Annotated in this window: 27 protein-coding genes and 2 pseudogenes; 12 read left to right on the forward strand and 17 right to left on the reverse strand. The window is 69.1% G+C overall.

Annotated elements, in window-relative coordinates; all coding sequences use genetic code 11:
• Positions 1-6 precede the first annotated feature (6 nt).
• Positions 7-1,020, forward strand: a complete 1,014-nt coding sequence (locus OG953_RS22710; protein WP_405686494.1) for a hypothetical protein — start codon at positions 7-9, stop codon at positions 1,018-1,020.
• A gap of 25 nt (positions 1,021-1,045) precedes the next feature.
• Here OG953_RS22710 and OG953_RS22715 read toward each other — a convergent pair whose 3' ends face one another.
• The 9 genes from OG953_RS22715 to OG953_RS22755 all read right to left on the reverse strand — a co-directional run bounded on the left by OG953_RS22715 (position 1,046) and on the right by OG953_RS22755 (position 8,766).
• The gene (locus OG953_RS22715; RefSeq protein WP_405686495.1) at positions 1,046-1,510 is read right to left on the reverse strand and encodes a CAP domain-containing protein; all 465 of its coding nucleotides are present in this window, start codon (positions 1,508-1,510) and stop codon (positions 1,046-1,048) included.
• Between the two features lie 506 nt (positions 1,511-2,016).
• Entirely contained in the window at positions 2,017-2,322 is a 306-nt protein-coding gene (locus OG953_RS22720) for a CAP domain-containing protein (RefSeq protein WP_405686496.1), read from the reverse strand.
• A gap of 120 nt (positions 2,323-2,442) precedes the next feature.
• Entirely contained in the window at positions 2,443-3,255 is an 813-nt protein-coding gene (locus tag OG953_RS22725) for an enoyl-CoA hydratase/isomerase family protein (protein WP_405686497.1), read from the reverse strand.
• Complete coding sequence (locus OG953_RS22730; protein ID WP_405691994.1) at positions 3,252-4,382, reverse strand: cytochrome P450; 1,131 nt, start codon at positions 4,380-4,382, stop codon at positions 3,252-3,254. The genes OG953_RS22725 and OG953_RS22730 overlap by 4 nt, the downstream gene beginning before the upstream one ends.
• A 330-nt stretch (positions 4,383-4,712) precedes the next feature.
• Positions 4,713-6,101 carry a cytochrome P450 gene (locus tag OG953_RS22735; protein ID WP_405686498.1) on the reverse strand — a complete coding sequence of 463 codons (1,389 nt, stop codon included), beginning with the start codon at positions 6,099-6,101 and terminating at the stop codon, positions 4,713-4,715.
• 92 nt (positions 6,102-6,193) lie between these two features.
• Positions 6,194-6,784, reverse strand: a complete 591-nt coding sequence (locus OG953_RS22740; RefSeq protein ID WP_405686500.1) for a GTP-binding protein — start codon at positions 6,782-6,784, stop codon at positions 6,194-6,196.
• Complete coding sequence (locus tag OG953_RS22745; protein ID WP_114245364.1) at positions 6,759-7,133, reverse strand: DUF742 domain-containing protein; 375 nt, start codon at positions 7,131-7,133, stop codon at positions 6,759-6,761. Before OG953_RS22745 ends, OG953_RS22740 begins: the two co-directional genes overlap by 26 nt.
• Positions 7,130-7,537 (reverse strand): roadblock/LC7 domain-containing protein, encoded by a 408-nt coding sequence (locus OG953_RS22750; protein ID WP_401996448.1) that lies wholly within the window; start codon positions 7,535-7,537, stop codon positions 7,130-7,132. The genes OG953_RS22745 and OG953_RS22750 overlap by 4 nt, the downstream gene beginning before the upstream one ends.
• Positions 7,534-8,766 (reverse strand): ATP-binding protein, encoded by a 1,233-nt coding sequence (locus OG953_RS22755; protein ID WP_405686501.1) that lies wholly within the window; start codon positions 8,764-8,766, stop codon positions 7,534-7,536. Before OG953_RS22755 ends, OG953_RS22750 begins: the two co-directional genes overlap by 4 nt.
• Positions 8,767-10,061: 1,295 nt before the next feature.
• Between OG953_RS22755 and OG953_RS22760 the strand changes: the two genes are divergently transcribed.
• From OG953_RS22760 to OG953_RS22780, 5 genes are all read left to right on the forward strand, one after another.
• Entirely contained in the window at positions 10,062-10,268 is a 207-nt protein-coding gene (locus OG953_RS22760; protein ID WP_266360070.1) for a hypothetical protein, read from the forward strand.
• 158 nt (positions 10,269-10,426) lie between these two features.
• On the forward strand, positions 10,427-11,296 hold the full coding sequence (locus tag OG953_RS22765; protein ID WP_405686502.1) for a JmjC domain-containing protein: 870 nt from the start codon (positions 10,427-10,429) through the stop codon (positions 11,294-11,296).
• A 35-nt stretch (positions 11,297-11,331) separates the two neighbouring features.
• A complete protein-coding gene (locus OG953_RS22770) occupies positions 11,332-12,210 on the forward strand; it encodes a JmjC domain-containing protein (RefSeq protein WP_405686503.1) in 879 nt (292 codons plus the stop codon).
• A 193-nt stretch (positions 12,211-12,403) separates the two neighbouring features.
• Positions 12,404-13,465, forward strand: a complete 1,062-nt coding sequence (locus tag OG953_RS22775; protein ID WP_405686505.1) for a LuxR C-terminal-related transcriptional regulator — start codon at positions 12,404-12,406, stop codon at positions 13,463-13,465.
• 164 nt (positions 13,466-13,629) lie between these two features.
• A complete protein-coding gene (locus tag OG953_RS22780; RefSeq protein WP_405686506.1) occupies positions 13,630-14,091 on the forward strand; it encodes a hypothetical protein in 462 nt (153 codons plus the stop codon).
• A gap of 37 nt (positions 14,092-14,128) precedes the next feature.
• Here the strand turns inward: OG953_RS22780 and OG953_RS22785 are convergent, their stop codons facing one another.
• The 6 genes and pseudogenes from OG953_RS22785 to OG953_RS22810 form a co-directional block, all read right to left on the reverse strand.
• Positions 14,129-14,359, reverse strand: a complete 231-nt coding sequence (locus OG953_RS22785; protein ID WP_405686507.1) for a hypothetical protein — start codon at positions 14,357-14,359, stop codon at positions 14,129-14,131.
• A 204-nt stretch (positions 14,360-14,563) separates the two neighbouring features.
• Positions 14,564-14,863 (reverse strand): response regulator transcription factor, encoded by a 300-nt coding sequence (locus OG953_RS22790; RefSeq protein ID WP_405686508.1) that lies wholly within the window; start codon positions 14,861-14,863, stop codon positions 14,564-14,566.
• 187 nt (positions 14,864-15,050) lie between these two features.
• Entirely contained in the window at positions 15,051-15,974 is a 924-nt protein-coding gene (locus OG953_RS22795; RefSeq protein WP_405686510.1) for a hypothetical protein, read from the reverse strand.
• 421 nt (positions 15,975-16,395) lie between these two features.
• Positions 16,396-16,521, reverse strand: coding sequence for a hypothetical protein (locus tag OG953_RS22800; protein ID WP_405686511.1), 126 nt, complete (start codon positions 16,519-16,521; stop codon positions 16,396-16,398).
• Positions 16,522-16,677: 156 nt separating this feature from the next.
• Positions 16,678-17,045 (reverse strand): annotated as a pseudogene (locus OG953_RS22805) (DNA-binding protein).
• A 73-nt stretch (positions 17,046-17,118) separates the two neighbouring features.
• A complete protein-coding gene (locus OG953_RS22810) occupies positions 17,119-17,403 on the reverse strand; it encodes a hypothetical protein (protein ID WP_405686512.1) in 285 nt (94 codons plus the stop codon).
• Positions 17,404-17,648: 245 nt separating this feature from the next.
• On the opposite strand from OG953_RS22810, the gene OG953_RS22815 reads away from it, so the two are divergent.
• Positions 17,649-18,779 (forward strand): site-2 protease family protein, encoded by a 1,131-nt coding sequence (locus OG953_RS22815; protein WP_405686513.1) that lies wholly within the window; start codon positions 17,649-17,651, stop codon positions 18,777-18,779.
• 815 nt (positions 18,780-19,594) lie between these two features.
• On the opposite strand, the gene OG953_RS22820 is transcribed toward OG953_RS22815, so the two are convergent.
• Positions 19,595-19,966, reverse strand: coding sequence for a hypothetical protein (locus OG953_RS22820; RefSeq protein ID WP_405686515.1), 372 nt, complete (start codon positions 19,964-19,966; stop codon positions 19,595-19,597).
• Positions 19,967-20,302: 336 nt separating this feature from the next.
• On the opposite strand from OG953_RS22820, the gene OG953_RS22825 reads away from it, so the two are divergent.
• Both OG953_RS22825 and OG953_RS22830 read left to right on the forward strand, forming a co-directional pair.
• On the forward strand, positions 20,303-20,494 hold the full coding sequence (locus tag OG953_RS22825; RefSeq protein WP_405686516.1) for a hypothetical protein: 192 nt from the start codon (positions 20,303-20,305) through the stop codon (positions 20,492-20,494).
• 69 nt (positions 20,495-20,563) lie between these two features.
• Positions 20,564-20,767: pseudogene (locus OG953_RS22830) on the forward strand (site-specific integrase); the annotation flags it as partial.
• Positions 20,768-21,077: 310 nt separating this feature from the next.
• Here the strand turns inward: OG953_RS22830 and OG953_RS22835 are convergent.
• Complete coding sequence (locus OG953_RS22835) at positions 21,078-22,028, reverse strand: alpha/beta fold hydrolase (RefSeq protein ID WP_405686517.1); 951 nt, start codon at positions 22,026-22,028, stop codon at positions 21,078-21,080.
• A gap of 115 nt (positions 22,029-22,143) precedes the next feature.
• On the opposite strand from OG953_RS22835, the gene OG953_RS22840 reads away from it, so the two are divergent.
• The 3 genes from OG953_RS22840 to OG953_RS22850 all read left to right on the forward strand — a co-directional run bounded on the left by OG953_RS22840 (position 22,144) and on the right by OG953_RS22850 (position 24,710).
• Positions 22,144-22,776, forward strand: a complete 633-nt coding sequence (locus OG953_RS22840; protein WP_405686519.1) for a TetR/AcrR family transcriptional regulator — start codon at positions 22,144-22,146, stop codon at positions 22,774-22,776.
• A gap of 280 nt (positions 22,777-23,056) precedes the next feature.
• Positions 23,057-23,203, forward strand: a complete 147-nt coding sequence (locus tag OG953_RS22845; protein WP_405686521.1) for a hypothetical protein — start codon at positions 23,057-23,059, stop codon at positions 23,201-23,203.
• A gap of 232 nt (positions 23,204-23,435) precedes the next feature.
• A complete protein-coding gene (locus tag OG953_RS22850) occupies positions 23,436-24,710 on the forward strand; it encodes an LPXTG cell wall anchor domain-containing protein (protein ID WP_405686522.1) in 1,275 nt (424 codons plus the stop codon).
• Positions 24,711-24,724 lie beyond the last annotated feature (14 nt).

Consider the following 24,724-nt stretch of genomic DNA (forward strand, 5'->3'; position numbering starts at 1 on the left):
GCACGCGTGACCACGGATGCACCCCGCAAGCGCCGTCGGCTGTGGCTGGGTTCCGCCCTCTTGTGCGCTCTGGCCGTGGTGGCCGGTTTGACGGTGGCAACCAACACCAACGCGCTCGGTCCTCGGGAGCTGTGCGACGGCTGGCTGAGCAGTGAGGACGCGCGGCAGGGCCTCGGTGGCCAAGGCCGGGTGACCAGCAGTTCCGCCTTCCCCAGCGAATGCACGCTGGAACAGACTGGCTGGCTGCCGGGCAGCGACGACGCGAAAGTCCGTCTCGTGATCTCCACCAACCGAGCGGACGATCCCTTTGTCGACTCCGGGTGGACCGTCTCGGGCGACCGGCTCATTGTGTCGGGCGCCTTTCCCGGCGCCTTCGACACGTACGGCAATGGCTGGGTGTCCCTCCCCGCCTCCTGCAGTCGACTGGGGGACAGGGCGATCACGGGTGGCCCCGTGGTGCTGCGGACGCTCGTGGAACGGAGCGTCTCCGACCCGGTGAAACTCTCCCGCATGGCGGAGCGCGCCGCCCGGGCGATCGCCGGGGCCCACAACTGTCGGCCAGCCTCCGGTTCGACAGCGGGTGCGGCCCGCTACCTTCCGGCTTCCCCGTTGACAAAGACCGACCCGGCCAAGGTGTGCGGGCTCCCCGGCTTCGCCCTCGCCGCCGCGGCCCCGGCGGGCACCCCCGTACAGGAACAGACCTCGGGCTCCCGTGACGACGCATGGTTCTGCGATCTCAGCCTTGATGAGCCCGGCGACGTCCGCAAGCGGACCGACCGTAGCGGTACCTTCGCCCGTCTCGCGATCATTCAGAATCCGGCGCTGTTCCCCGCGGCGAGGGAGCGCGAATTCGAAAGGGCCGTCTGCGGAGGCAAGGAAACCTACTTCGCCATGGACAGCCTCTCCTTCGAGTGGCGCACGAGGGACCCGAAGGACGAAGCGGCGAGGACCTTCTTCCAGAAGTCCTTGATCTGGGACCGCTTCCCCAAGGCCGCGCGCACCTCCCTCGGCTGCGAATGAGAGGGGTGGTTGCTGAGCGGGGCGCCTACCGGGCCGATTGCCTGTCGGGCTGTCCGAAGTCCTGGGTCCAGTAGTTGCCGGGCTGCGCGAGGCCCACGCCGATCTCCTTGAACGAGCAGTCGAGGATGTTGCGCTTGTGGCCGGGGCTGCTCATCCAGCCCGCCATGACGCTCTCGGGGGTGGTGTAGCCGTAGGCGACGTTCTCGCCGTACGCACTCCGGTCGTATCCGGCGTGCGTGATCCGGTCGCCCGGGGCCGAGCCGTCGGAGCCGGTGTGGGACATGTTCCGGTGGGAAGCCATGTCCGCGCTGTGCTTCCGGGCGGCCTTCGTGAGTTTCGCGTTCAACGTCAGCGGCGAGCAACCGACCGCGCTGCGGGCGCTGTTGACGAGCTTCAGCAGGCGGGCGGCTTCCTTCGCATGAGCGCCGAAGACGGCCGAGGCGGCGGCGGAGGGCACACCTGTGGCTTCCGCGGTTTCCGCGACGCCCATGGTTCCCACGGCTCCCAAGGCGACGGCAGCAATGGCCGTCCGTCGGCGGGACCTCTTCGCGTGGTGCTTCCTCATGTGTGTGACCTCACTCGATACTCGATGTTCGCGTGGGAACGGCTTCAAGAGGGTGCTGCGGGAAGGTTCCGACTCGTGAACGACCTGCACGCAGCCTGGCCTCCGGTGTCCTCGCCACCTCCGGCGGTCCGCACCTGGTCCACGCTGCGACGAGCAAACCCGCATCGGAACGTTCCCTGTTGTCGGTGACGGGTGTCAGACATTTCCCTACAAGTGAAGACTTTTGTTCGCTTGGTGGATTGCAGACTCGCAGGAGTGAGGTCGAGAATTTCGTCGCCGATTTCCTCAAGCGGCTTGGCGGGCAGCAGCAGGGAAGGGGCGGCTCGGGGCGGTATCGCTGACCGGCCGTCGGACCGGAACCCGGACGTGTCTGGGCCCACTTCACCGCGGTCGCGGTGAAGTGGGCTGATTATCGGACCGTTTCCGAAGTCCTATCGGGCCGTTCCGAAGTCCTGGGTCCAGTAGTTGCCGGGCTGCGCGAGGCCCACGCCGATCTCCTTGAACGAGCAGTTGAGGATGTTGCGCTTGTGGCCGGGGCTGTCCATCCAGCCCGCCATGACGCTCTCGGGGGTGGTGTAGCCGTAGGCGACGTTCTCGCCGTACGCACTCCACTGGTAACCGGCGCGTGTGATCCGGTCGCCCGGGGCCGAGCCGTCGGAGCCGGTGTGGGACATGTTCCGGTGGGATGCCATGTCCGCGCTGTGGTCCCGGGCGGCCTTCGTCAGCTTCGCGTTCATGGTCAGCGGTGAGCAACCGGCCTTTCTGTGCTCACCCCCCTCAGCTGTCCGGCACCCCGGGGAGGGTTCCCGTGACTCGCGTCACAGAAGGGGCGCGGTCGGGGCTCGTGAGCACCGGGCCTAGCGCACCGGTACGGTCCCTCCGGCGTCGCGGGTCCGGCGGCTCGCGGCCGCGACGGTGGCCATCAGCTCCGCGTCCAGGACGGACGGATCGGCCAGCCGCGTCGGGGCGGCGTACGAGTTGAGCAGTGCCTTCGTGACGCGCAGGGCGGCCTCGGGGCGGCGCACGATGGGCTTGGCCCACGCGGTGACCGCCTCGTCGAGGGCGTCCTCGGGCACGATGCGCTGGAGGACCGACAGTTCGTACGCCTCGGCGGCGTCGAAGGCGCGTCCGGTCAGGATGAGTTCGCGCACCCGGGCGGCGCCGACCTCATGGAGCAGGCGCGGCAGCATCCCGCCCCAGGCGGTGGGCAGGCCGAGTGCCAGTTCCGGCAGCCGGAAACCGGCGGTGTCGGCGCCCACGCGCAGATCGCAGGCGAGGGCCAGCGCCATGCCCGCGCCGATCGCCTTGCCCTGGACCCTGGCGATGGTGACCGCCTGGCTGGTGGTGATCGCCTCGCAGACGCGGCGGCCCTTCTCGGCCGCGACCCGGATGCCCCGCCCGGTGGGGTCCTCGTCGAGCCAGTCGGCGAACTCGTTGCGGTCCCCGCCCAGCGAGAAGTGCTCGCCGGCCCCGCTGAGCACCACCACCCGGACATCGGGGTCCGGCATGGTCAGGATCGCCAGCAGATCGTCCAGCATCGCCTCGGTGACCGCGTTGCCGGTGTCGGGGCTGTTCAGCTCCACGCGCAGGATGCCGTCCTCCCGCGCGGTGCGTATGGGGCTCGGTGCCGCCCGGTACGGGGACAGGTACTCGGTGAGGGAGAGCTTCATATCGCCACATTCATCGAGGTCACACGCCTGAAGACCAGACGGGACGCGTAACTGGGCCCCGTGACGGCGCGCAGGGTGGGGAAACGTTTCAGGAGCTGGGTCAGGAGCGTACGTGCCTCAAGGCGGGCGAGGGCCGCGCCCAGGCAGTAGTGCACACCGCCCCCGAAGGTGAGGTGGGTGCCGGTGCGCTCGATGTCGAAGGAATCCGGGTCCTCGTTGCGCCGGGGGTCGTGGTTGGCGGCCCCGTACATGACGTGGACCATGCTGTCCTTCGCGATCGGCACGCCCGCCAGGACCGTGTCGTCGGCGGCGATCCGGGTGTTGATGTGGATGGGCGGGTCGTACCGGAGGGCCTCGTCGACGGCGGCGTCGATGTATCCGGGGTGCTCCGCGAGCCACGCCCACCGGCCGGGCTCCCTCAACAGCAGCCCCACCATGGTCGACAGCAGGGTCGCGGTGGTCTCCAGCGAGGCGATGGTGACGAACATGGTGAGACGGTAGAGGATCTCGTCCGCCGCCTCACGGTCGGGTTCCATCGCGTCCCAGGTGTGTATCCAGCCGGTCAGGACATCGTTGCCGGGGTTCGCACGGCGCTGCTTCACCATGTCGGTGAAGTACGAGCGCAGACGCACGGTCGCCTCGGCGGACACGGCGAGCTCGCTCTTGGTGGGCAACAGCTCCTGGGCGTGCACCTGGTTGTGGGTGATCTCCAGGATGTGGGAGTAGTCCTCGGGCGGGACCCCCAGCCAGGAGCCGATGGTGCTGATGGGGAGCTGCTCGCTGACCGTACTGACGAAGTCGGTCTCGCCCCAGCGCAGTTTGTCGGCCAGCTCGTCGAGAAGGCGGGTGACGTGCTCCTCGACCTGCGGGGTCAGCCGCTGGATGGTGGAGCGGTCGAAGAGGTTGCCGAGGCTGCGGCGCTGGCATGTGTGCTCGGGCGCGTTGAGCCGGGAGAGCGTCTTGGTCATCTCCTGGGTGGCGACCGCGTCCCAGCGCTCGGTGTCCGCCTGGCGTTCCTGCCAGGCGAAGTCCGGCGCCAGCCAGTTGCGGCCGCGCAGCACCTCGCTGCATGTGTCGAAGCCGGTGACGAAGTACGCGTTCCAGGGAGCGCGTACGACATCACCCATGGACCTCAGCTCGCCCAGGAGGGCGTAGGGATCAGCCTGCCCCTCCGGCGATTTGAGGCGTCGTAGGAGGGAAATGAGGGCACGGCGGTCGACGGTGGTGGGCCTGTCGGTGCCACATATTGCGCTCACGCAGAGTTCCTTGTCCTGGGCTCATGGTTACGGCCAGAACCTACCCCTCCGCATGTATGTGCCATGCGTCGTTCTCTGTTGCTCGTGTCACAGGCAAATGCCTTGTTGACCCCTTGCCATATGCAGAACAGGCCCCACGTCGGACCGTTATGACGTTCAGTTGCGCCTACAAGGCGTCAGAACCCGTGTGCCGGCTCTCCGTCACACGCGGAAGACGTCCAGGAAGGAACTCCACCAGCCCTTCGTCTTCTTCTGCGGCTCCACGTGGTCGTAGCGCGCGGCGGGGGCCTCCTCGGAGGCGGCGATCCGGGACGAAACGGGCGACTGTGCGGCCGTCGACGCATGGCGCGCGGCACTCGGGCTGAACCGGACCGGCAGGGAAATCAGCGCCCGGTGGAACGGACCCGGCCGCCATTCGACAGCCGAGGCCGGTACGGCGAGGGTGAGGTCCGGCACGGTGTTGAGGATCTTCTCGATCGCGGTGAGGGCGATGAGCTGGGCGGGGGACTTCGCCGGGCAGACGTGGGGGCCCGCACCCCAGGCCAGATGGGCGCCCTTGCTCAGGGTCTGGCGGGCATCGGTGAGCGCGGGATCGCTGTTCGCGGCGGCGAAACTGATCAGTACGGGGGTGTCCGCCTTCAGCGTCACGCCGCCCAGGTCGACGTCCTGGACCGGGTAGTGCGTCGCGTAGTTGGCGATCGGCGGGTTGTTCCACAGCACGTCGTCGAGGGCGTCCTCGACCAGCATCCCCGTACCTCGCCGCTGCGGACCCCCGGCGCCGTCGGACAGCATGAGAAGCAGTGCGTTGGCGATGAGATTGCGTTCCGGCTCGATGCCCGCGCCCATCAGCATGACGAGCTGGTCCTTGAGCTCCTCGTCCCGCAGGCCCGCCGGGTGCTGGATGAGCCAGGACGTGATGTCCTCGCCGGGCTGCCGCCGCTTGAGGGCGACGAGCTCCATCAGGCACTCCGTCAGCTCGGCGTTGGCCCGCAGCACGTCCTCGCCGTCGAAGATCGCGGACATGCCACGGGTCAGCCGGTCGCCGATGTCACCGGGGCAGCCGAAGAGCTGGTTGAACAGCAGCAGCGGCAGAAGCTTGGCGTAGTCGCCCAGCAGGTCGGCGCTGCCGCGTTCGATGAACTGGTCGATGAGGTAGTCGGCGATGCGCTCGACATCCCGGCTGAGCCGAGTGGTGTTGAGGCGGCCGAGGCTCTCGGTGACCGCCTTGCGCAGGCGAAGATGCTCGGTGCCGTCCGTGAACAGGCAGTTGGGCCGGTACGCCATCATGGGCAGCACCGGACTGTCGAGCGGTACGCGGCCCTCCCGCAGCGCAGCCCACCGCCGTGAGTCACGGGCGAAGAAGGAGGGGTTCTGCAGGACCCGGAGCGCGGCCTCGTGCTGCACGACCAGGGTGGCCTCCACCCCGGGAGCCAGCTCGATCGGAGCGGCGAGCCCGTGCGCCCGGAACTCGTCGTACACACGCTGCGGATCGGACGCGAACTCCGGCCCGTAGAGCGACGTCTGCCGCTCACCGTGCATCGGGCACCCGGTGGGGGCGCTGTACGGGGTGGCTCCCGGCTGAGAGTCCATGTGTGATTCCTCGGTGTGATCGCGGGCCTCGCAGGCCCGGACGGTGGACGGAAAACGGGGCTCGGGCCCCGTGCCGGCGTACGGAGCAGAGGTCAGGCCACCCGCACGAGAAGGTGCTGGACCAGATGGATCAGGGCCTGCGCGGACGACTTCTCGTCCCGGGCGTCGCAGTAGACGACCGGGGTGTCCGGCAGCAGATCCAGAGCCTCGCGCAACTCCTCCTCGGCATGCCGGGAGTACGGGTCGAAGCTGTTGACCGCGACCGCGTACTCCAGCCCGTACGTCTCGACGAGGTCGATCACCGGGAAGGTGTCGGCGAGACGGGCCGGGTCGACGAGGAGCAGCGCGCCGAGCGAGCCCCGCGCCATGTCCTCCCACAGCTCGACGAAGCGCTGCTGGCCCGGCGTACCGAACAGGTACAGCACCAGCTCGTCGCTGAGCGTCAGACGGCCGAAGTCCAGCGCGACCGTCGTCGTCACCTTGTCGGGCGCGCCCCGCAGATCGTCGATGTGGGCACTGGCCTGCGTCATCCTCTCCTCGGTGCGCAGCGGAGTGATCTCGGAGAGGGTGCCGATGAGCGTCGTCTTGCCCACGGCGAAGTGTCCGACGACGAGGATCTTCGCCGCACGCTGTACCGCGTCCGGCACATAGATGTTCTCAGCCGAACCGGACGTGTAGTCCATGCAACACCTCTTCGAGGATCTTCCTGTCAACGAGCTGAGCCGGCGGGGGCGCCTTGCGGCGCATCAGATGACCCTGATCCGCTAAATCGTTCAGCAGCAGCCGTGCCACTCCGACGGGCAGCTCCAGATGGCCCGCGACCTCGGCCACCGACAGATAGCCGCCGGAACACAGCTCCCAGATCGCCCGGACCTCGGGGCTCGGGTTCGGGGGCTGCTGCCGGTCGGGTGCGATGGTGACGAGAGTGACGAGGGAGAGGCCCTCCGCATCGGGCAGGCCGCGCCCGCCGGTGATGACGTAGGACCGGATGAACCCGCTGCTGACCGCCTGCTCCTCGCCCGGCGTCGTCATGCGCCGCTGCTTCCGGCGTTCTGGCGCGGAGGTGTGGTCATCGCCTTCCCCAGCGCGGCTACCTGCTGCTGCATCCGGAAGGACATGGCCTCCATGTCCACGTCGGCCGCGGCGGCCGCCGCCAGATAGGCGCCGGTACCGGCAGCGATCAGGAAGATCCAGCCGTGCTCGTACTCAAGGAGCGTCTGGTGCCAGCGGCCGGGGGTCTGGGCGCCGATGAAGGGGGCGACGGCCCGGCTCAGCGACTGCATGGAACTCATCGCCGCCGCCACGGTCTCCGCGTCGTCCCGGCCGATCTCACTGGAGTTGGCCAGCAGCAGACCGTCGGCGGAGACGAGGATCGCGTGCCGCGCGCCGGGTACCTGGAGCACATCGTTGAGCACCCAGGACAGATCGGGGTTCACTGGAACTCGGGTCCTTCCATCGTCGTCGTGTCACGCCCGGTCCGTGTTCCGCGCTGGAACGCGCCCAGGCGGGAAGCGGTCTCCTCGTTGCTGCGCACCGGCCCGGGCTCGGCCGACGGCACCACTGACACCGGGCTCTTGCGACGACGCTTGGGCAGGCCACCTGCGGTGGTGAAAGACCCCGTCGGCTGCGGGGCGGGGGCCGGATGTGCGGCCGGAGGGAACAGGGGAGTCGGAGGCGGCGTGGGTGCCTGGCGGCGGGGGAGCGCCGACACATCCGCATCGTGGCCACCGGGGGCCGCAAGGGGCGCCGGGGGTGCTGGTGCATCGCCGGTGAGAAGCTCGTCGGGCAGGAGAACCACCGCTCGTACGCCTCCATAGGGGGATACGGAGTCCACCGAGACCTGGAACCCGTAGCGGGCGGCCAGCACGCCGGAGACGGCGAACCCGAACTGTGGGGGAATGCCCAGACTGGAGACGCTGATCGCGGCCCGGGGCGCGAGGAGAGCCGCCGCGCGGTCCTTCTCCTCCTGGCCCATGCCGAGACCGGCGTCGTCGACGATGAGGCAGACGCCCTTCGGGACGGCCTGGATGTTGATCTCCACCGGAGCGCCGGGCGCGGAGTAGTTCGTGGCGTTGGCCAGCAGCTCGGCGAGGACCACCGCCACCGGTTCCACGGCCTTGCTGACGACGGAGAAGTTGACCTGCCCGTTGACCCGGACGCGGTCGAACTGCCGGATACGGCCCTGGGCGCTGCGGGCCACGTCGAAGACGGAGGCGACCGTCTCCCTGCGCCCGAGCCAGCCGCCGCACAGCACCGCGATGCCCTGCGCGCGGCGCCCGAACTGGCTGTTGGCGTGGTCGATGGCCATCAGGTCGGCGAGCATGTTGGGGTCGTCGCCGTACTTCTTCTGGGCGTTCTCGATGACCACCTGCTGCTCGTCCGCGAGCCCCTGAAGGGTGCGCACGGCCGCCTTGAGGACGGCCTTGGTCTCCTCCTCGGCGTCCTTGCGGACCTCGGCCAGCTCGGCGGCCTGACGGTGCAGCAGACCGGTGTGGGCGGCGTGGAGTTCGTCCCGCTGCCGTTGCAGCGCGTCGCGCTCCCCCCGGAGGTCGGTGTTCTGTCTGCGCAGGCCGATGTTGGTCTTGCGAGCCCGCAGGACGGCACCCACAGCGACCAGTGCTACGACAACCAGTGCCCAGAAGAGTGGGCCCTGTGCAAATGTCATGAGACTCACTTCAAGTGCCATGGCTATGGATAACGGCTTGACGCTCCCTCATGGACGTTGCAGCCCGGACTCGTTGAGCCACGGGTTGCGCCGCGCAGGGAAGGCCCCTCCGAAAGTGGGGCCGAGGAATTCATCCCTCCCGGAATGCCCCCATATGCCATCAGCCCACTGGAAGTAAGATGATCTTACCATCGGCCTCTCGGGTAAATGTCAAGACCAACACGCCAGTTGCACTCTTGACGCGGAATGTTCACATCCGGGCAGAGTCGCTGCCCGCAGCCCCCGCCGTTACCCTGCCTCCGGCAAAGAGATATGACGGACATTCAGGGTTGTGCGCGGATAGTGAGGTTTGTACAGGGACTTACGGAGCTCAGGGGGCTGCGGCAGCTCGTTCATGGGGCCCACGAGCGCCCGTACGGGCGGCGACCAGGGCCGCTCGCCCGGTGCGAGCAGCACGACCCTTCTGCTGCGACGGGGAGCGATCGGTACGAGAACGAGATCTTCCGGGATCAGCGCCCCGCGAGACCTCCGACAGGACCGATACCGTTCCTGACCAGTGCGCATGAGTGAGTCCTGGACCCACTGCTGCGTTCTGGGCGCATCCCGAACGGTTCTGGATGCGCTGGGTTGCCGCTTTCGCGTCCCGTTCGGCGGCACGTCTCGTGGGGCGTGGTCCGTTGCGGGTGGGCGGGTTCCCTCACGCCCCGGTTGCCTGGTCCGGCCCGGGCGGTCCGATGCCCCGCACGATCGCTCCGGTCGTGTGGGGGCGGTGCCGTCCTTCCCCAAGCTCTCAACTCCGTTCGAGCAGGGGATACCCCATCCCGGATCGGGTGTCCGAGGGCGCGTCGTCCGATCGCGATGCCGGCGGCATCGTGACGGGACATCTTTCGCTTGGGGGTGGCCAGCGGTTTCTGCCGGTGCTGGGCACCTCACAGGGAGGGGTAGGCGGGGTCGACCGCGACAATGCTCAGGCCCTGTTCGGCCGCCATCGCCCGGTACCTCTGCCATGGCGACGGGGCGGCGACCGGTCACCGACAAGGTCATGGAGGGCCTCGGCGGAACACAGGGGAGGGAAGACGGAGCCGAGCCCTGACGAGGGGCTCCTGACAAGGCGCCCGGCAGCGGTGTCTCAGCGCGCCCGCCCCTCCCGGGACCTCGGGTCACGTGCATGCGGGAGCGGGCTCTCGTCACTGTCGGCGAAGGCGGGCGGAAACCAAGATTGAGACCAGCCAAGGGGAAACGCCCCGGGCAGAAACCCGGTCCTCACAGGGCCGGCCGATGTCACAGGAGATCTCATGAACCTCTCGCAGAACACCGCGCAGCCGACCGACGCCCAGCCCAAGGCCGGCCTGACCCTGTCCCGCAAGGCCGCCCTCGGCGTCGCCGCGGCGGCGGTCATCGGCGGCTCGATGTTCGCCCCGAGCGCCTTCGCCGCGTCGGACTCCGCGCCCAGCCACTCCGTCGAGGCGGGCTGCGGGGACTGCTACCCGGACGTCATCTGATCCCGGCGGTCATCCGACTGACCCCGGTCGGCTGATTCCGGCAGTCGCCCGACTCCGGCAGCCCCCTTCGGATTCGATCCCGACAGCGCCCTGACGGGGCCCGCCGGCCACCCGGCCGGCGGGCCCCGCAGGCGGAGCGTGAACAAGGAGAGTGAGCCGTGAACTGGCTCGAACGCTGTGTTTCCGACGCGGAACGGTTCCTCCGTACGCAGTGGCGCCAAGGGCCCGTCGTGCTGCGGCCGGACGATCCGCCCACCGAAATCCTCACCCCCGCCGACCTCGACGACCTCATCGACTCGGGCGCCCTGAGAGTGCCCTATGCCGGCCTGTTCACGATGGCGGGCGCCGTGCCGGAGGCCGACTTCTGCCCGCCCCGCGTGGTGGCTGGGCGGTATCTCGAAGGCTGGCTCGACCCGGAGCGCGTACGGACGCTGATCCGGGAGGAGCGGGCCACCCTGCAACTGCGCTACGTCAACCACTGGTACCCGCCGGTCCGGCAGCTCACCGCCGGCCTCGCCGAGCAACTCGGGCGGCTGGCCGAGGCGTTCTGCTTCTACTCGCAGCCCGGACGCTTCGGCGCCGTACACCGCGACGACGGCGACATCCTCGTGCTCCAGCTCAGCGGCGCCAAGCACTGGCAGGTGTTCGGCGGCCCCACCGACGCAAACTGGCAGCCCGTACGGGAGGACGACCCGGGCCCGGTCCTGCTCGACACCGTCGTACGGCCCGGCGAGGTCCTGTACGTCCCGAACGGTTACGCCCACACCGCGCAGGCCACCGAGGACGGCCCCTCGCTGCACCTCACGATCGCGCTGCGCGAGGCCGGCGCCGGGCACCTGCGCGCGGAGCTGCAGTCCCTGCTCGCCTCCGGCCTCGTCCTGCCCGGCCGCCCCCTCGACGACGGGGATCTGACCGGGACGGCCGCCGCCCTCCTCGACCACTTCCGCGACAGGCTCGACAGCGCGAGCGCCGAGTCCCTCGTGCGCAGCGCCCGCCTGCACGCGTACAGCAGCCGCCCCACGGCCTGACCGGCCCGAGCACCCGACGGAGAGTGAGACCAACGATGGACTGGCTGAAGCGATGTGTCCGGGACGAGCAGGAGTTCTTCGCCATGCACTGGCGCCGCGCACCGGCCGTGCTGCGCCCCGACGATCCCCCGGTGGACCTCCTGGACACCGCCGAACTGGACGGCCTGCTCGACGCCGGGCTGCTCAAGGTGCCCTACATCGGGCTTGTGCACGAGGACAGCCACGTACCCGCCGAACGATTCTGCACGCCCCGGGTGGTGCTCGGTGAGGTGGTCGAGGACTACGCGGACGCGGAACTCGTGCGTCGGCTGGTCGACGACGAGCGGGCCACCGTACTGCTGCGGTACGTGGACCAGTGGCACCAGGGCGTACGGGCGCTCACCACGGGCCTGGCCGAGCAACTCGGCCGCCAGGTCGAGGCGTTCTGCTTCCGCACCCCCGCAGGCACCCAGGGCCGCCCCCTCCACCGCGACGACGCCGACGTCCTCGCCATCCAGATCAGCGGGGAGAAGCGCTGGCGCGTCCACGCCGGACCGGCCGACGGGAACTGGGAACCGGCCAGGGAGGACGGCGACCCGGGCGAGGTGCTGCTGGAGACCGTCCTGCGACCCGGCGAAGTCCTGTACGTACCGAGGGGGTTCGCGCACCATGCGGACGCCGTGGGCGACGCTCCGTCCGTCCACCTCTCGCTGACCGTACGCGAGGCGGGCACCGCGAACCTGTACGCCCTGCTGCAGGCTCTCCTCGCCGACGGAGCCGCGATCCCCGGCCGGCCGCTCGACGACGAGGCGCTCACCGATGCCGCCGAGGCCCTGATCGGCCATACCCGCCGCACCCTGGCGACCCTGACCCCCGATGCACTGGTGGCCCACGCGCGCACCGCCATGCGCGCGACGATGCCGGCCGCCGCGTGACCCGTCCGGCCGGTGCCGGTCCCTGAACCGCCACGCAGCCCGCAGCACACTGCCCCCGAAGCCCTGCGCTCGGGGGCCTTTGCGCAGTCCTGACGCGACAAGATCTTTTCTGCCTGTCCCTTCTGCCTATCCTTGCCCGGGGCATCCGATGCGCCGGTCGGCACCACCCGTCAGACGGCGACGAGGGGGGTACGTGGAAGGGCAGGAGCAGGTACGCACCGGGCCGTTCGAGGCGGCCCGGGGGCTGGGCGAGAACGACCTCGCCGTGTACGGCTGGGTCCTCGAACACCGTACGGGCGACCCGGGGGCCGTATCCGAGGCCACCGGGATCGGCCCCGAGGAGGCCGGACTGAGCCTGGAACGGCTGCGGCGGGCCCGGCTGTTGCACGAGCAGAACGTGCCCGGGGGCTCCCGGGAGCTGTTCGCGGTAGCGCCCGAGACCGCGCTGGCGCAGTTGGCCGCGCCCGTGGAGGCGAAGATACGCGAACAGCAGGACAGGCTCGCAGGTATGCGCCAGGACCTCGGTCCCTTCGTCGCGTGCTACCACCAGCGGCATTACCGCAGCGAGTCGTTGGAGCTGCTGGAGAACGTGCAGGACGTCCGCAACACCCTCAACCAGGCGTCGAACCGCTGCCGCAAAGAGGTGCTGACCAGCCAGCCCGGCGGCGGGGCGCGGGATCCCGAAGCGATGCGGGAGGCGCTGGTGCGGGACCAGTCGATGCTGGAGCGCGGCATTCAGCTGCGTACGCTTTACCACCACACGGCCCGTTTCAACGGCCCCAGCCAGGCCTACGTGGCCGCCGCGTCGGCGCTGGGCGGCAAGTACCGCACCGCGCACGAACTGTTCGGCCGGCTCATCGTCTTCGACCGCGAACTCGCCTTCATCCCCGTGAAGGACGACAGTTGGGGCGCTGTCGTCATACGGGAGCCGTCCACGGTCAGGTACCTCTGCGAGATCTTCGAGCAGGCCTGGGACCGGGCCACCCCGTTCGCCGATGCCGTCAGCCAGGGCCTGGAAGAGGTGTCCCGGGAGATCCACGAGACGATCGTCCGGCTGCTCGCAGCAGGTCTGAAGGACGAGGCCATCGCGCGCAGACTCGGCATGTCGCTGCGTACCGCCCGTCGGCACATCGCCGACATCATGGAGGAGCTGGACGCCACGAGCCGCTTCCAGGCCGGCGCCCACGCCGCGGCCCGGGGGCTCCTGGCGAACACCGCTCCCGAAGCGGAATCGCCTGACGGCCCGGTCGCCTGACGGCCGTCAGCCGGCGGACGGCCGTATCCGTCGGTGCCCGGACCGTGCTCCCGGTAGCGAACTCACGCGACTGGCCCCGGGGCCGCCCGGTGTCGGATGCTGTCAGCAGAGCCCGTGCGGGACGCTTCCCGCGCAACGCTTCGGCGGCGAGTGCGAGGAGAGACATGGACGGCCGGCCCCTGGCACCTCCGGCACCCCGGGCGGAGAGTGAAGGCACGCTCCATCTGCGGGAGTTGCTGCTGTTCCTCTCCGTGCACCTGGACCGGGCGCCCGGCGTGATGTGGCCCGAGTACGAGCATCCGGCCCTCGGTAGCCCGCAACGGCCGGAAGCACTCGACGACCTGGCCGCCGAACTCGGCCTGCGTACCGGCCTGGTCACGAGCAGCCGGGGAAGCCGCACCTGCGAGGGTGCGCGGAACCCCGCCGCACATCTGGTGATCCATCAGACCGAGGGCGCGGGGTTGTGGCGACTGCGCGGTGACCGGGCCGATGGCGGCGCGGGGGCCTTCCGGCACCGGCTGCGGTCGGGCGAAGTCCTCTACATTCCGGCACACTGGTCCTGGACGGTGGAACTGACACCGGGAGCGCAGTACGTGGTCACCGATATGACGCCGCCCGGCAGTTAGGCCCTGTCGCACCCTTGGACGCCGGATGCCCGTGGGATCAGCCGCCCCACGAGGTGTCGCACGTGTGCATCATTCCCTGGTCCGCCAGTTCCTCGTCCGCGACGTTCCGTCCGGTGGCCGGGTCGCCCATGGTCCCCTCGGCGGAGACGTGCACCGACGAGAGCTCGATGCCGCCGCAATCGATGTCGTCGGCGTACGCGGGGGAGCCGGGCTGGAGGACCAAAAGGGCGGCGGTGGCGGCGAGGAGCAGGGCAAGGCGCTTCGGCATGATTCCCCCCAGGGACATGGTGTGGGGCCCGCCCTTGCGGCGGGCCCGCTCCGTTCGTGCGGTGTGTGACCAACACTGGCCCAGGCCGGTCGCGTATGTACGGGAGCGAGCCCCTCACCAAGGTGCGTGACCGCAAAGTGAAGGGGGATCGAATACCCTCAAGCCGGTGGAAGTCCGGCGAACGTCCGGCTCGTGCGCGCACCCTCAGGTCAAGTAGCCCCGCTGGATGGCCAGCACCACGAGCTGGGTCCGGTTGGTCGTGCCCGTCTTGTCGCGGAGCCGGCGCAGATGGGTGTCGACCGTGTGCGGGCTGATGCCCAGCCGACGGCCGATGCCCCAGTAAGTCTCGCCTCCTGCGAGCAGCGTCAGGACCTGGCGCTCGCGGGGGGTCAGTGTGGGCTCGCAGACAACGGTGTTCAGGGCGTCCGGCATGGCGGGCTCCTCCTCGTCGACGGGTGGCCGGCGGGCGTCCTGTCGGGCCGGTCCCGTCCGGGCATCCACCACACTGGGCCACCTCTGAACCCGCCCGCGAGGGGCCGGACACCTCATCAACCTGCCTGACAGCAAAGCGAGGTGGCGACAAAGGGGGGCGAAGCGCTCTGCGTTGGTGCGGGTACGGGCGCCGGGCCGGCGCCGGACCGACGCGGGGCGTCGCGGGCGGGCCCACCCGCGACGCCCCGCGTCGGAAAGGTCAGGACCTGACCAGAGTGATCTGGGAGGTGTTGTCACCGGCGTCGACGGTCACCGGGTAGTCGCGGTCGTCCGCCTTGCCGAAGCCGCGCAACGTGGCGGTGCCGGGCCGGAAATCCGTGCCGGGCTCCATGGCGGTGACGGGGATGGTGACCTTCCACGGGACCGGGTCGCCGGCAGCGCAGTCGACGATCTCGTCCTCGTACCGGCCGACCGCCTCCCCGCTCTTCTGGGTTTGATAGACGAGGCCCGAGAGCGAAATGCGGGCCGGCTTGTTGCAGGTCGCCGAGCCGCCGACGGTGACCTGACCGGACTTGGTGTCGATCGTGCCCTCGGGGTCGAGGTTCAGGCCGATGGCCAGTTCGGCCGGCGGTTCGGCGGTGCGGGCGTGCACCTCGCCGCGCAGCGGCACCGCGGAACCGTTGCAGTACTGCTCGAAGGTGGCGTCGAGCTCGCGTATGTAGCCGTAGGGGCCGTAGGCGATGTGGGAGATGGTGAACGAGCCGGTGCTGTTGTTGCACCACCGGTCGTCCGCGCCGAACTCCAGCTTCGGGTCCTCCGGTTGCGCGTAGGGCCAGCGCGAGGCCCCGGTGTACGTGGCGCCGTCGGTCAGCTTCTGGCCTTCGGGTGCCTGGAGGAGGAGGGACCAGCGCTTGCCTTCGGGCGTGACGATCGTGACGCCCGCGGCGTTCTCGTTGGTGGGCCCGGAGACGTCGAACATCTCGACCGATCCGGCCGTGAACTCCTGGGACTGCCCGTCGGAGACGAACTCCCCCGGCTCACCGCTGAAACCGAGCGACCCCGAAACCGCCTCGTTGGCCTGCGCGGTCCCCGACAGCGGGGCCACCGTCACCGCCATGGCCATGGCCGTCGTGAGCACGGCCGCCGCCCGGGCCAGGTTGCGTACCGACACGCTGTTGATCATCAAGCTTCTTCCTCCAAAGGGAGCGATTCCCGTCCTGGTGGACCGGGATGGGTCACACATGGGTCACATGGCAGGTACCGGTCAAAATGGACCCAGGGGGGTGGCCGTAAAGCTCCTCGGTGACGCACAGGAAGCTAACAGCCACCACTGACATCGCCGGATCCCGAACGCTGCTCCGGCCCGGGGGCGTCGCCGTGCAGTGGCCGCCACCGGCCGCTGCTCCCGCCGGGCTCGGCGCCCGTGGCGATGTCGGAACCGGGCCACCTTCGAAGGCGGCGACATCATGCCTGTCGGCAAGGGCGCGGTGCCCATGGGCATGGGGACGCAGTCGCCTTCTCACACCGCGCCGACCGCGACCGTTCCTCGCCCTTCCGGTACCAACTTCCAGGTGATGGTTCAGTCGGTGCGCGGTCCCGCAGCGTCAGACCTCGCCGCGCAACCGCTCTGCCTCCTCGGTGAGCCAGGCCGGACGGACCATCTCGACGTTGCGTCCGACGCCGCCGGCGGCCCGGACCAGCACGTCGGCGGCCGCCTGCGGGTCGGGCACCGTCCGGGCGTCGGCCGCCCCGGCGGGTGGGCGAGGGCCACGGCCCCTGGGTCCACCTGCATCCAGGCTGGAGCGGTCACTCCAGCCGGCTCCCGACGGCCTGTCTGTGGCGTCCGGCGGTGATGAAGGCGACCCTGCGAAGAGGGTGCCAATGTCTCAGAGGCCGATGACGCGGACCTGGTCGCCGCAGAGTTTGATCATGTCGTCTGTATCGGACGTCAGCAGCGCGACGGGCCTTGGCTGTCGCAGTGCCACTTCGGCCACCGTGGCGTCGATGGCGTACTTGTGGCTGTGCAAGCCGGCCGTCTCCAGGAGCTCGGCAGCGGCCTTGGCCGCTGTTCCGTGACCGGCTCCACCTTGACTCGCGACAGGGCCCAGTCGAGGCGAGGCGAGTTCGTACGCGCGTGCCTGACTTCCACGATGGTGTTCACCCCGACGACAAGATCAGCTCCGGTGTCGTGAAACACCTTGAGCATCGCAAGGAACTTACGGTCCTGCGCGATCGCGGCAGCACATCGCACCAGAGGCGCGGGTTCGTCGGACGGCGCGGGAGCACGCTGTGTACCTGATCCCGCCCTCAGCCGCGCAGCAGGGAACTCACAGCTCGGGCCGGTCCGGCATGGGGCGCTCTGTGCCGTCGAGCTCCAGCGTGCATCTGGGTTTGGAGGGGACGAGGTGCGGCTGGCGTATCCGGACCCGGAATGGGCGGGCGGGCTCTTCGGGCAGTTCACCGGTCAGCAAGCTCGTCCCGGGGTCGTGCTGCTTCTGGCACGCGACCACTTTGCCATTGACCAGGAGCTCGATCTCTCCGTTTCTTCCGGGCCCGACGTTCACGGTGATCGAGTGGTCACCCTGATCCAGGTGGAAGTGATGACTGCCCATGACGCACCTCCACAGTGCTGTCGGCAGGTCCAGCCTAGACCCGGCGCCCTCCCCGACCGTATCTGCGCAGCGACGCGCTGAACGGAGTCCACGGAACTGAGGAGGGAACGCGTCCTGGGCCCTGGCCGACTGCGGGAGATTCCGAGAGCGACAATTGTGGGTGGGTGCCGGTGCTGGTCGGTTCATGGAGTCAGGTCGCAAGGTCCTGCCCGGTGGACCGGGCGCCGAGCCGACGGGAGACGACGATGAACGGCTCGGTCCGTGTCGGACAAGTTGTCGGGGTACCACTGCGGATGCACTGGAGCGTGCCGCTGCTGGTGGTCCTGTTCGCCTACGGTCTTGGCCGCCAGACCCTCCCCGCATGGACTCCAGGGCGCTCGGATGCGGTCTACACCTTCGCCAGTGCGGTGGGGGCCGTGCTGCTCATGGGCAGCCTCCTGCTCCACGAGACGGCACACGCTGCGACTGCCCGCAGGAAGAAGATCGCGGTACAGGATGTGACGCTGTGGGCGCTGGGCGGGATGACCAGGATGGGGCGACCACCGACGGCCGCGGTGGCTTTCGCAGTGGCGATCAGCGGGCCGCTCACCAGCCTGGCCATCGGGAGCGCCGCGCTCGGAGCGGGAATCGGGCTGCACGCGATGTCCGGCTGGGCGGTGCCCGCCGCCGTTCTGGTGTGGCTCGGCTGGGCGAACCTGTTCCTGGGCGCATTCAACCTCCTTCCCGCTGCGCCGCTCGACGGTGGAAGGGTGGTGCAGGCGCTGTTGTGGTGGCGTACCGGAGACCGGGAACGTGCGGATCGGGCGGCCTCCCGAAGCGGTCAGGTCGTGGGCGGGCTGCTGATGGCCTTCGGCTGGATCTCCTTCCTGCGGGGGGTGCCGGGCGGGCTGTGGCTCGTCTTCGTCGGTCTCTTCATCACGGTCGTCGCAGGCACCGAACGGCAGCGCGCCGTGATTCACACCGCACTGCGGGGCATCAAGGTCGCCGATGCCATGTCCAGCCCGGTGACCACCGGCGCCGACTGGCTGACCATCCGGCATTTCATCGACGAGGTGGCAGTGAACTCCCGCCATTCCGTCGTGCCGCTGCTCGATTTCGAAGGCCACCCCAGCGGGATCGTTCAGATACGCAAGCTAGCCCGGATACCGGGAGCGCGCCGGGAGGAGCTGCGCGTGCGCGAGGTGGCGATCCCGCTGTCACAGTGCGCGGTTGCCGCCCCGAGTGATCTTCTGGGTGAGGCTCTCGACAAGCTCCGCCCGGGTGCTGGCATGCTCATTCTCGTCGTGGACGGGCACCATCTGGTGGGGATCGTCACCGCGAAGGACATTTCACGGCTGATCCAGCGGCACACACTGGGGGGCCAAGGGCCCGACTGAGCCCGGTCCCGCAGCGTCGCCGGCGATGTGCGCCCTTCGGCCGGGAGACCCGTCGGCACCCCGATGGCTCACCTTCGACGGAACCCTGACCGGATTCCTGACGCACCGGCGGTCCGGAACCTGTAGGACGACCGAGCTTCGTGTTCCGGGCGGCTGCGGTCCGGCTGCCTCCGGCACAGAGGGCCAGGTGAGCGGGGTACGGCCAGCCGCTGATCCGGCACACCTGGCACGGACCGACCAGACGGCCCTGTGGAGACGGCTGCTGCCGATGGCCGCGATGACCCTGCTGTGCCGGAGGAGAGGATGCCGCGACGCGGCTTCACTGCGGTGCCTCGCCTGTAACCCTGGCCTCGTGCAGTGCAAGGATTTCGTGGAGGTCGTTGGCGACCACGACCTGCGTGAGTCGGACGCTGTCTTTACAGGGCGGCCTCTGGCCTCATTCGAGCTGGACAGAGCCCGTGATCAGTCATCTTCGATGTACTCGGGAGCCGGTGACCACGGTTCGGGCAGCTCCTCGCCGGGCTCACCTGTGACAACGCGAGGGCAGCGGTCATGCCACCACTTGCCGCGCCGATGACTGAGGACAGTCCCCTTTATCCGCATCGGGGCTGTAGCGGCGGCGAATCGATCATCCATGCTGTCCGGCGCCGTTGACGACAGCGTTGGATGTCAGCAAAACGGGTCTACATCCAGGGTGATCACGCTGAGACTCAGAGATGTGAGGTGCCCGCGTCCAGACCGGCGACACCGCCATGCCGATGCCTGCTCCCCGCACCGCCAGGGGGCAGGCATCGGCGTCTGTAGTCGTGGGGGACTCAAATGACGAGAAGCACGGCAACTGTGACGATCAAGAAGGTGAACCAGAAGACTGCCTGCTGCCTGCCCGTCATTGTTTGCATCCGCTGTCCTGAACGTGCCAGGGCGAACTGACGGCGGAGATACGGGGCGAAGATGATCCTCAGCACTGCAAAGATGATCATGATGGCCGTGAACCAGACCACCGGATACGCGTCCTCGTCTCCCGCCGTATCAAGGAAGAGGTAGGCGCCGCCGGCAAGGGGTATCAAGGGCAGGAGCAGCTTCTTCTTCGCCGTGGTCGCAATGGGGTGCATGGCTATCACAAAGACAACGCCGGAGATGACGGCACCTATCCACCACTGCTCAGGGGGCAGTGTCCTTGTCAGCATGGCTCCTACCTTCTTCGGGATTGTGGATCCGGGTCAGTTCAGCCGAGGGGCCATGGTGCACCAGTTTGGAGATCCCGTACGCAGATGACGCCTGACCTGTGGCGTTCGTGACCTGGGTCTACGACGGACAGACCGTGACTTCCCGCCCTTCCCTTCGAGGTTCTGCCACGTCGGGCACGCGACGGGCACGCCTTGGGTCACTGCAGTGATCAACGTCGCGGCCGCCGTGACCACACCGACCGCAGAGGGGCCGAAAGCCAAACCGGATTGACTGCGGTGGGGGCGGTTGCTGTGCTGCGATCAATGCCGCCGGGTGAACCAGGGGAGAGGGCCGTCGTGCCGCGCTGGAAGAAGGACGCCGCCGAGGAGTTCAGGTATCGCGCAATGTCGGACGACGTACTTCGTGCGGAGCTGCGCAGGTACCGGGCGGGGGAAGCTCGGGCCGCCGCAAACAAGGGGCGTCGTTCCTGGAAGGCCGGACGAGAAGCCATTGAGGAAGAGTTGATGCGTAGAGGGCTGCTGAACTGACCGGCCGCTTCCGCCCCCACCTCGACCCACCACTCACCTCAGCTCCCACACGGACACCGCGACCCTCGCGCCGCGGCCGAACGACACGTCGCCACCGTCGACCAGGTCGACGCGCTCGCCGACGCCCTCGGGCCCCGCCGGCGGGTGGTGGTCTTCCTCGGTGCGTACGGACCTCTCCGGCCGGAGGAACAAGCGGAGCTGCGCCGCAAGGACGTCGACCTCGACAACCTCACCGTCCGGGTCCGTCAGGCTGCCCCAGAGCTGACCACTGGGGCTTTTGTATGGAGTGGGTGACGAGAATCGAACTCGCGCTCCGAGCTTGGGAGTCTATGGCGCGGTGGGCGGCGAGGTAGCCCCTGAACTGCGGAAACAGCGGCCCCGATGGCTCACTCCCGAGGCGGGCGAAGGTCCCGTATTCACCGCTGGTCACCGCTCTGAAGGGCATGGATGGGCCACGGTGCGGAGTGGTGGCTTCCGGCATCGTTCACTGGTGCTGAGGCGGGCGACCGACGTGTGTGGAGGTTCCTTCGAGGCCGGTGGTTCATAGCCGCCCCGCCGACGCCGGTGTTCCCAGCTACAGGTCCTACGCGTCGACTGCGCCGTCAACGGCGGCCGGGTCGAGGGAGTCGACGTCCTCCATGAAGCTCAGCATCCGGGCGTTGACCAGGTCGGGGTGGTCGATCTGCGGTCCGTGGCCGGTCGCGGCGATGATCTCGGCGCGGGCGCCGGGGATCAGGCGCGGTACGCGCTCCAGCTGCCGCTGCGGGTGTACCAGGAGGCTGCGCTTGCCCATGATGAGGTAGAGCGGGGTCCGGATGGAGCGCAGCGCGTCCTCGGCCAGCGGCAGAGGTGCGGGACGGCGGATCCGAAAGGCCCTGGCGCCTACCTGGACCCACTTCCGCAACTCGGGAACGGCGATGACCGGCTGCTCCAGCCAGGAGGCGAGGCGCGGACGCAGCGCCTTGGGAGCGAAGCTGGCGAAGAGGCTCACGAAGACCCAGGCGAAGAAGCGCAGGCCCACCTTCTCCAGGCCGCCCGGGTCGAGGGCGGTGACCGAGGCGAGCCGCCCGGGCCGGTGGTGCGCCTGGTTGAGCACCAGCCAGCCGCCGTAGGACGAGCCGACGAGGTGGACCCGGTCGAGGCCGAGCGCGTCGAGGGCCTCGTCCATCCACTGCGCGGCGCGCTCGGGCTGCCACATGGGCTCGCGGTGGATGCTGCGCCCGGCGTCGCCGGGGGTGTCGAGCGCGTAGACGGGCCGTTCGGCGCTGAGCCCGGGGGTGTTGGGGTACCACATCGCCGAGCAGTAGCCCGCGCCATGGATCAGTACCACCGGTGTACGGGACTCGGCGGCGGGGTCCGCAGGGCCGTACCGGTAGACGTGCGTGGTGCCGAAGCTCGTCTCCACGTCCGTCTCGGAGCGGGCGGGCGCACCCATCGCGTAGAGCGCGTCGCAGGCGGCGAAGTACCGGTCGCGCAGGGTGTCGTTGACGTAGCGGCCGACGTCGCGGCGTACACGGGTCGTGTTGTCGGGCACGGTGGCACCTCCTGGAAGATCCGTTCTTCGTGATACGACCGTACCATGATATTGATACGGCGGTACCATGAAAAGAGGCTGCTGACCCATCACCGACCGGCGGAGACACGAGAACATGCCGAAGCGCGTGGACCACGAGGAACGGCGCAACCAGATTGCCGAGGCGCTCATTCGGGTCGCCGGACGGCGCGGACTGCACGCTGTCGGCATGCGGGACGTGGCTGCTGAGGCCGGCGTGTCACTCCGGCTCGTGCAGTACTACTTCGAGACCAAGGAGAAACTGCTCTTCTACGGGCTCCAGCACCTGACCGACCGCTTCACCGCACGGGTGGGTGCCCGTCTCCGCGCCGCCGGTACGAGCCGGGGCCCGCGCGCGACGATCGAGGCGCTGCTGCTGGCCTCCCTTCCGACCGACGAGGAGGGTCGCACCTTCCACCTCCTCTACAGCTCCTACTCGATCCTGTCCGTGACCGACGAGGCGCTGGCCGCCCAGCCCTTCATCGACAACCCCGACGCCGCGGAGAACGCCCTGACCGGGCTGCTCGAGCAGGCCCAGGAGTCAGGCCTGGCCGATCCCGGTATCGCCGCGCGCACGGAGGCGATCAGTCTGCTCGCCATGACGGCGACCATGGGCACCAGCATCCTCGTGGGCCAGCGGAGTCCGGAGTCGGCCATCGCGGTACTTCGTCACCATCTGGACCGGATCTTCTCGACCACCGAGACGTCGGTGAACGCGGCGGCGGGCTGAATCTGACGTGCTGTCAGGATACTTGTGGCACGCGAATGGAGCGTGGGCTCCGAGAGGCCTGGACAACGAAGAAGGCCCAGGTCGCTGACCTGGGCCTTCTCCCATGAGCGGGTGACAAGAATCGAACTCGCGCTCCGAGCTTGGGAATCACCGGGTCCTGCCGAGCCCAGAAGTCTTCGACCTGGGGAAACCTGATCTGAAGGGTCTGGGTGTGACCCGACCGCGCCGCTGTTGACCGCGTTGTACAAACGCCCCAGCTCTCCTCCCGGCCGTCGAGGTTGTGAGCGCAGTGGACCAGTGCCTCCAGGTCTTCGGGATAGTCGAGGTCATAGGCGATGTCTGCCCAAATGAGATGCGCTCCGACAGCAGGGTCGCGTACGCGCAGGTGCAGGCGCTCGCCGGATGGGGCGGCGCCGGAGAGGCGTAGAACGACGCGTCCAGAGTCGTGTGGCATTCCTCACAGCGAAAGTGCGTGCAGTGAAAGCAACTGCACCCTTTCGTCTTTTCTGTCTGTCCCGGTGGTGTGGTATTGGCCGGAACAGGTGAAGAACTCGTGACGGTCGACCGTTGCCCCGGCCATACGATCGGCTCAAGTCGCATCTGCGTGTCCCATTCCGCTGCGACCCCTTCTTCTCTTTTTCGGACTCCGAAGGGCTCTTGTGAAGATTCGCCGGATTCTTGCCACAGCTGTTGCCGCCGCAGTGACCACGCCTGCCCTCCTGCTGTCGGTTACCCCCGCGTTCGCCGACGACAAACCGGCAGCGCAGACGCAGGAGAAGCCGTCCATCGCGGAGCTGGAAAAGGCCGCTGCCGCAGCGAAGGCGGCGTACGACGACGCCGTAGCGGCCGAGAGTGCCGCCTACGCGGCTCTGGAAGCGCTCCTGTCCGACACCGCCCCCCTGGCCGTGGCAGCCAAGGCTGCCGAGGCCGCGGCGGCCGACGCCGCCACCGCGAAGACCGACGCCGACCAGGCGGTCGTCGACGCCAAGGCGGCGGTCGACGCCCTCCCGGAGACGGCCACCGAGGAGGAGAAGACCGCGGCGGCGACGACTCTCACCGAGGCGGAAGCCGCCGCAGCAGCAGCCGCCGATGCCAAGACCGCCGCGGATGCCAAGGTCGTGGAAGCCCTGGACGCGCGTGACGACGAGCGGGTCGCCGCAGCCCGGACGCTGAACCGGGCGCAGAAGGCCACCGAGGCGGCGCTCGCCGACAAGACCGCCGCCGACGAGGCGCTGGCCAAGGCGAAGGAGGAAGCGGGTGAGGGCGGCGAGGACTGCATCCCCGAGGCCAAGCTCACCACGGTCGTCACGGGTCTGCCGTCCACAGTCGTCGCCGGCACGAAGGCCAACTTCAATCTCCGGGTGACCAACGGCACCGACAAGACGATGGACGAGGTGCTTCCGTTCGCCTACGTCCACGCGACCGACAAGAGCGGGCTCAAGGACATCGACGACCTGGTGCACCTGCAGTGGTCGTCCGCCTCGTCCCCGACGTGGAAGACCGTCGACAACGAGCACTACATGGACGCCATCAGCCCGCTGAAGGCCGGCGCCCACGCCGACGTCAAGATGCGCCTCACGATCGACGCCTCGGCCCCCGCGGGCAACGGCATCACCTTCGTCGCCGGTGACTACTTCAACGACAACGGCACCTGCGGCGGGAACCCGGACCTCGAGGGCTACGAGTTCCTGATCGCCGCCGCGGGCAGCAAGCCCGGCAAGGTCGACGACGCCAAGCCCAGCACGACCAAGCCGAACACCTCGGACCTCAAGCCGCAGAGCGGCGCGTCGGCCCGTCCTGTGAGCGGCAGCCTCGCCGCCACGGGCACGTCCTCCGCGACGTCGCAGCTCGCCCTCGCCAGCGGCGCGGCCCTGGTGATCGGCGCGGGCGCGGTGTTCGCCGTGCGCCGTCGCAAGGCCGGCGCCCACGCCTGACGCATGAGGCGGGG

It is taken from the genome of Streptomyces sp. NBC_00057 (assembly GCF_045041165.1).
Taxonomy (GTDB): Bacteria; Actinomycetota; Actinomycetes; order Streptomycetales; family Streptomycetaceae; genus Streptomyces.

Coding starts and splice junctions, on each gene's coding strand:
- OG953_RS22715 (WP_405686495.1), bottom strand. CDS start 1,510: ATGGGCGTCGCGGAAACCGCGGAAGCCACAGGTGTGCCCTCCGCCGCC.
- OG953_RS22720 (WP_405686496.1), bottom strand. CDS start 2,322: ATGAACGCGAAGCTGACGAAGGCCGCCCGGGACCACAGCGCGGACATG.
- OG953_RS22725 (WP_405686497.1), bottom strand. CDS start 3,255: ATGAAGCTCTCCCTCACCGAGTACCTGTCCCCGTACCGGGCGGCACCG.
- OG953_RS22730 (WP_405691994.1), bottom strand. CDS start 4,382: ATGGGTGATGTCGTACGCGCTCCCTGGAACGCGTACTTCGTCACCGGC.
- OG953_RS22735 (WP_405686498.1), bottom strand. CDS start 6,101: ATGGACTCTCAGCCGGGAGCCACCCCGTACAGCGCCCCCACCGGGTGC.
- OG953_RS22740 (WP_405686500.1), bottom strand. CDS start 6,784: ATGGACTACACGTCCGGTTCGGCTGAGAACATCTATGTGCCGGACGCG.
- OG953_RS22745 (WP_114245364.1), bottom strand. CDS start 7,133: ATGACGACGCCGGGCGAGGAGCAGGCGGTCAGCAGCGGGTTCATCCGG.
- OG953_RS22755 (WP_405686501.1), bottom strand. CDS start 8,766: ATGACATTTGCACAGGGCCCACTCTTCTGGGCACTGGTTGTCGTAGCA.
- OG953_RS22760 (WP_266360070.1), top strand. CDS start 10,062: ATGAACCTCTCGCAGAACACCGCGCAGCCGACCGACGCCCAGCCCAAG.
- OG953_RS22770 (WP_405686503.1), top strand. CDS start 11,332: ATGGACTGGCTGAAGCGATGTGTCCGGGACGAGCAGGAGTTCTTCGCC.
- OG953_RS22780 (WP_405686506.1), top strand. CDS start 13,630: ATGGACGGCCGGCCCCTGGCACCTCCGGCACCCCGGGCGGAGAGTGAA.
- OG953_RS22785 (WP_405686507.1), bottom strand. CDS start 14,359: ATGCCGAAGCGCCTTGCCCTGCTCCTCGCCGCCACCGCCGCCCTTTTG.
- OG953_RS22795 (WP_405686510.1), bottom strand. CDS start 15,974: ATGATCAACAGCGTGTCGGTACGCAACCTGGCCCGGGCGGCGGCCGTG.
- OG953_RS22810 (WP_405686512.1), bottom strand. CDS start 17,403: ATGGGCAGTCATCACTTCCACCTGGATCAGGGTGACCACTCGATCACC.
- OG953_RS22815 (WP_405686513.1), top strand. CDS start 17,649: ATGAACGGCTCGGTCCGTGTCGGACAAGTTGTCGGGGTACCACTGCGG.
- OG953_RS22820 (WP_405686515.1), bottom strand. CDS start 19,966: ATGCTGACAAGGACACTGCCCCCTGAGCAGTGGTGGATAGGTGCCGTC.
- OG953_RS22840 (WP_405686519.1), top strand. CDS start 22,144: ATGCCGAAGCGCGTGGACCACGAGGAACGGCGCAACCAGATTGCCGAG.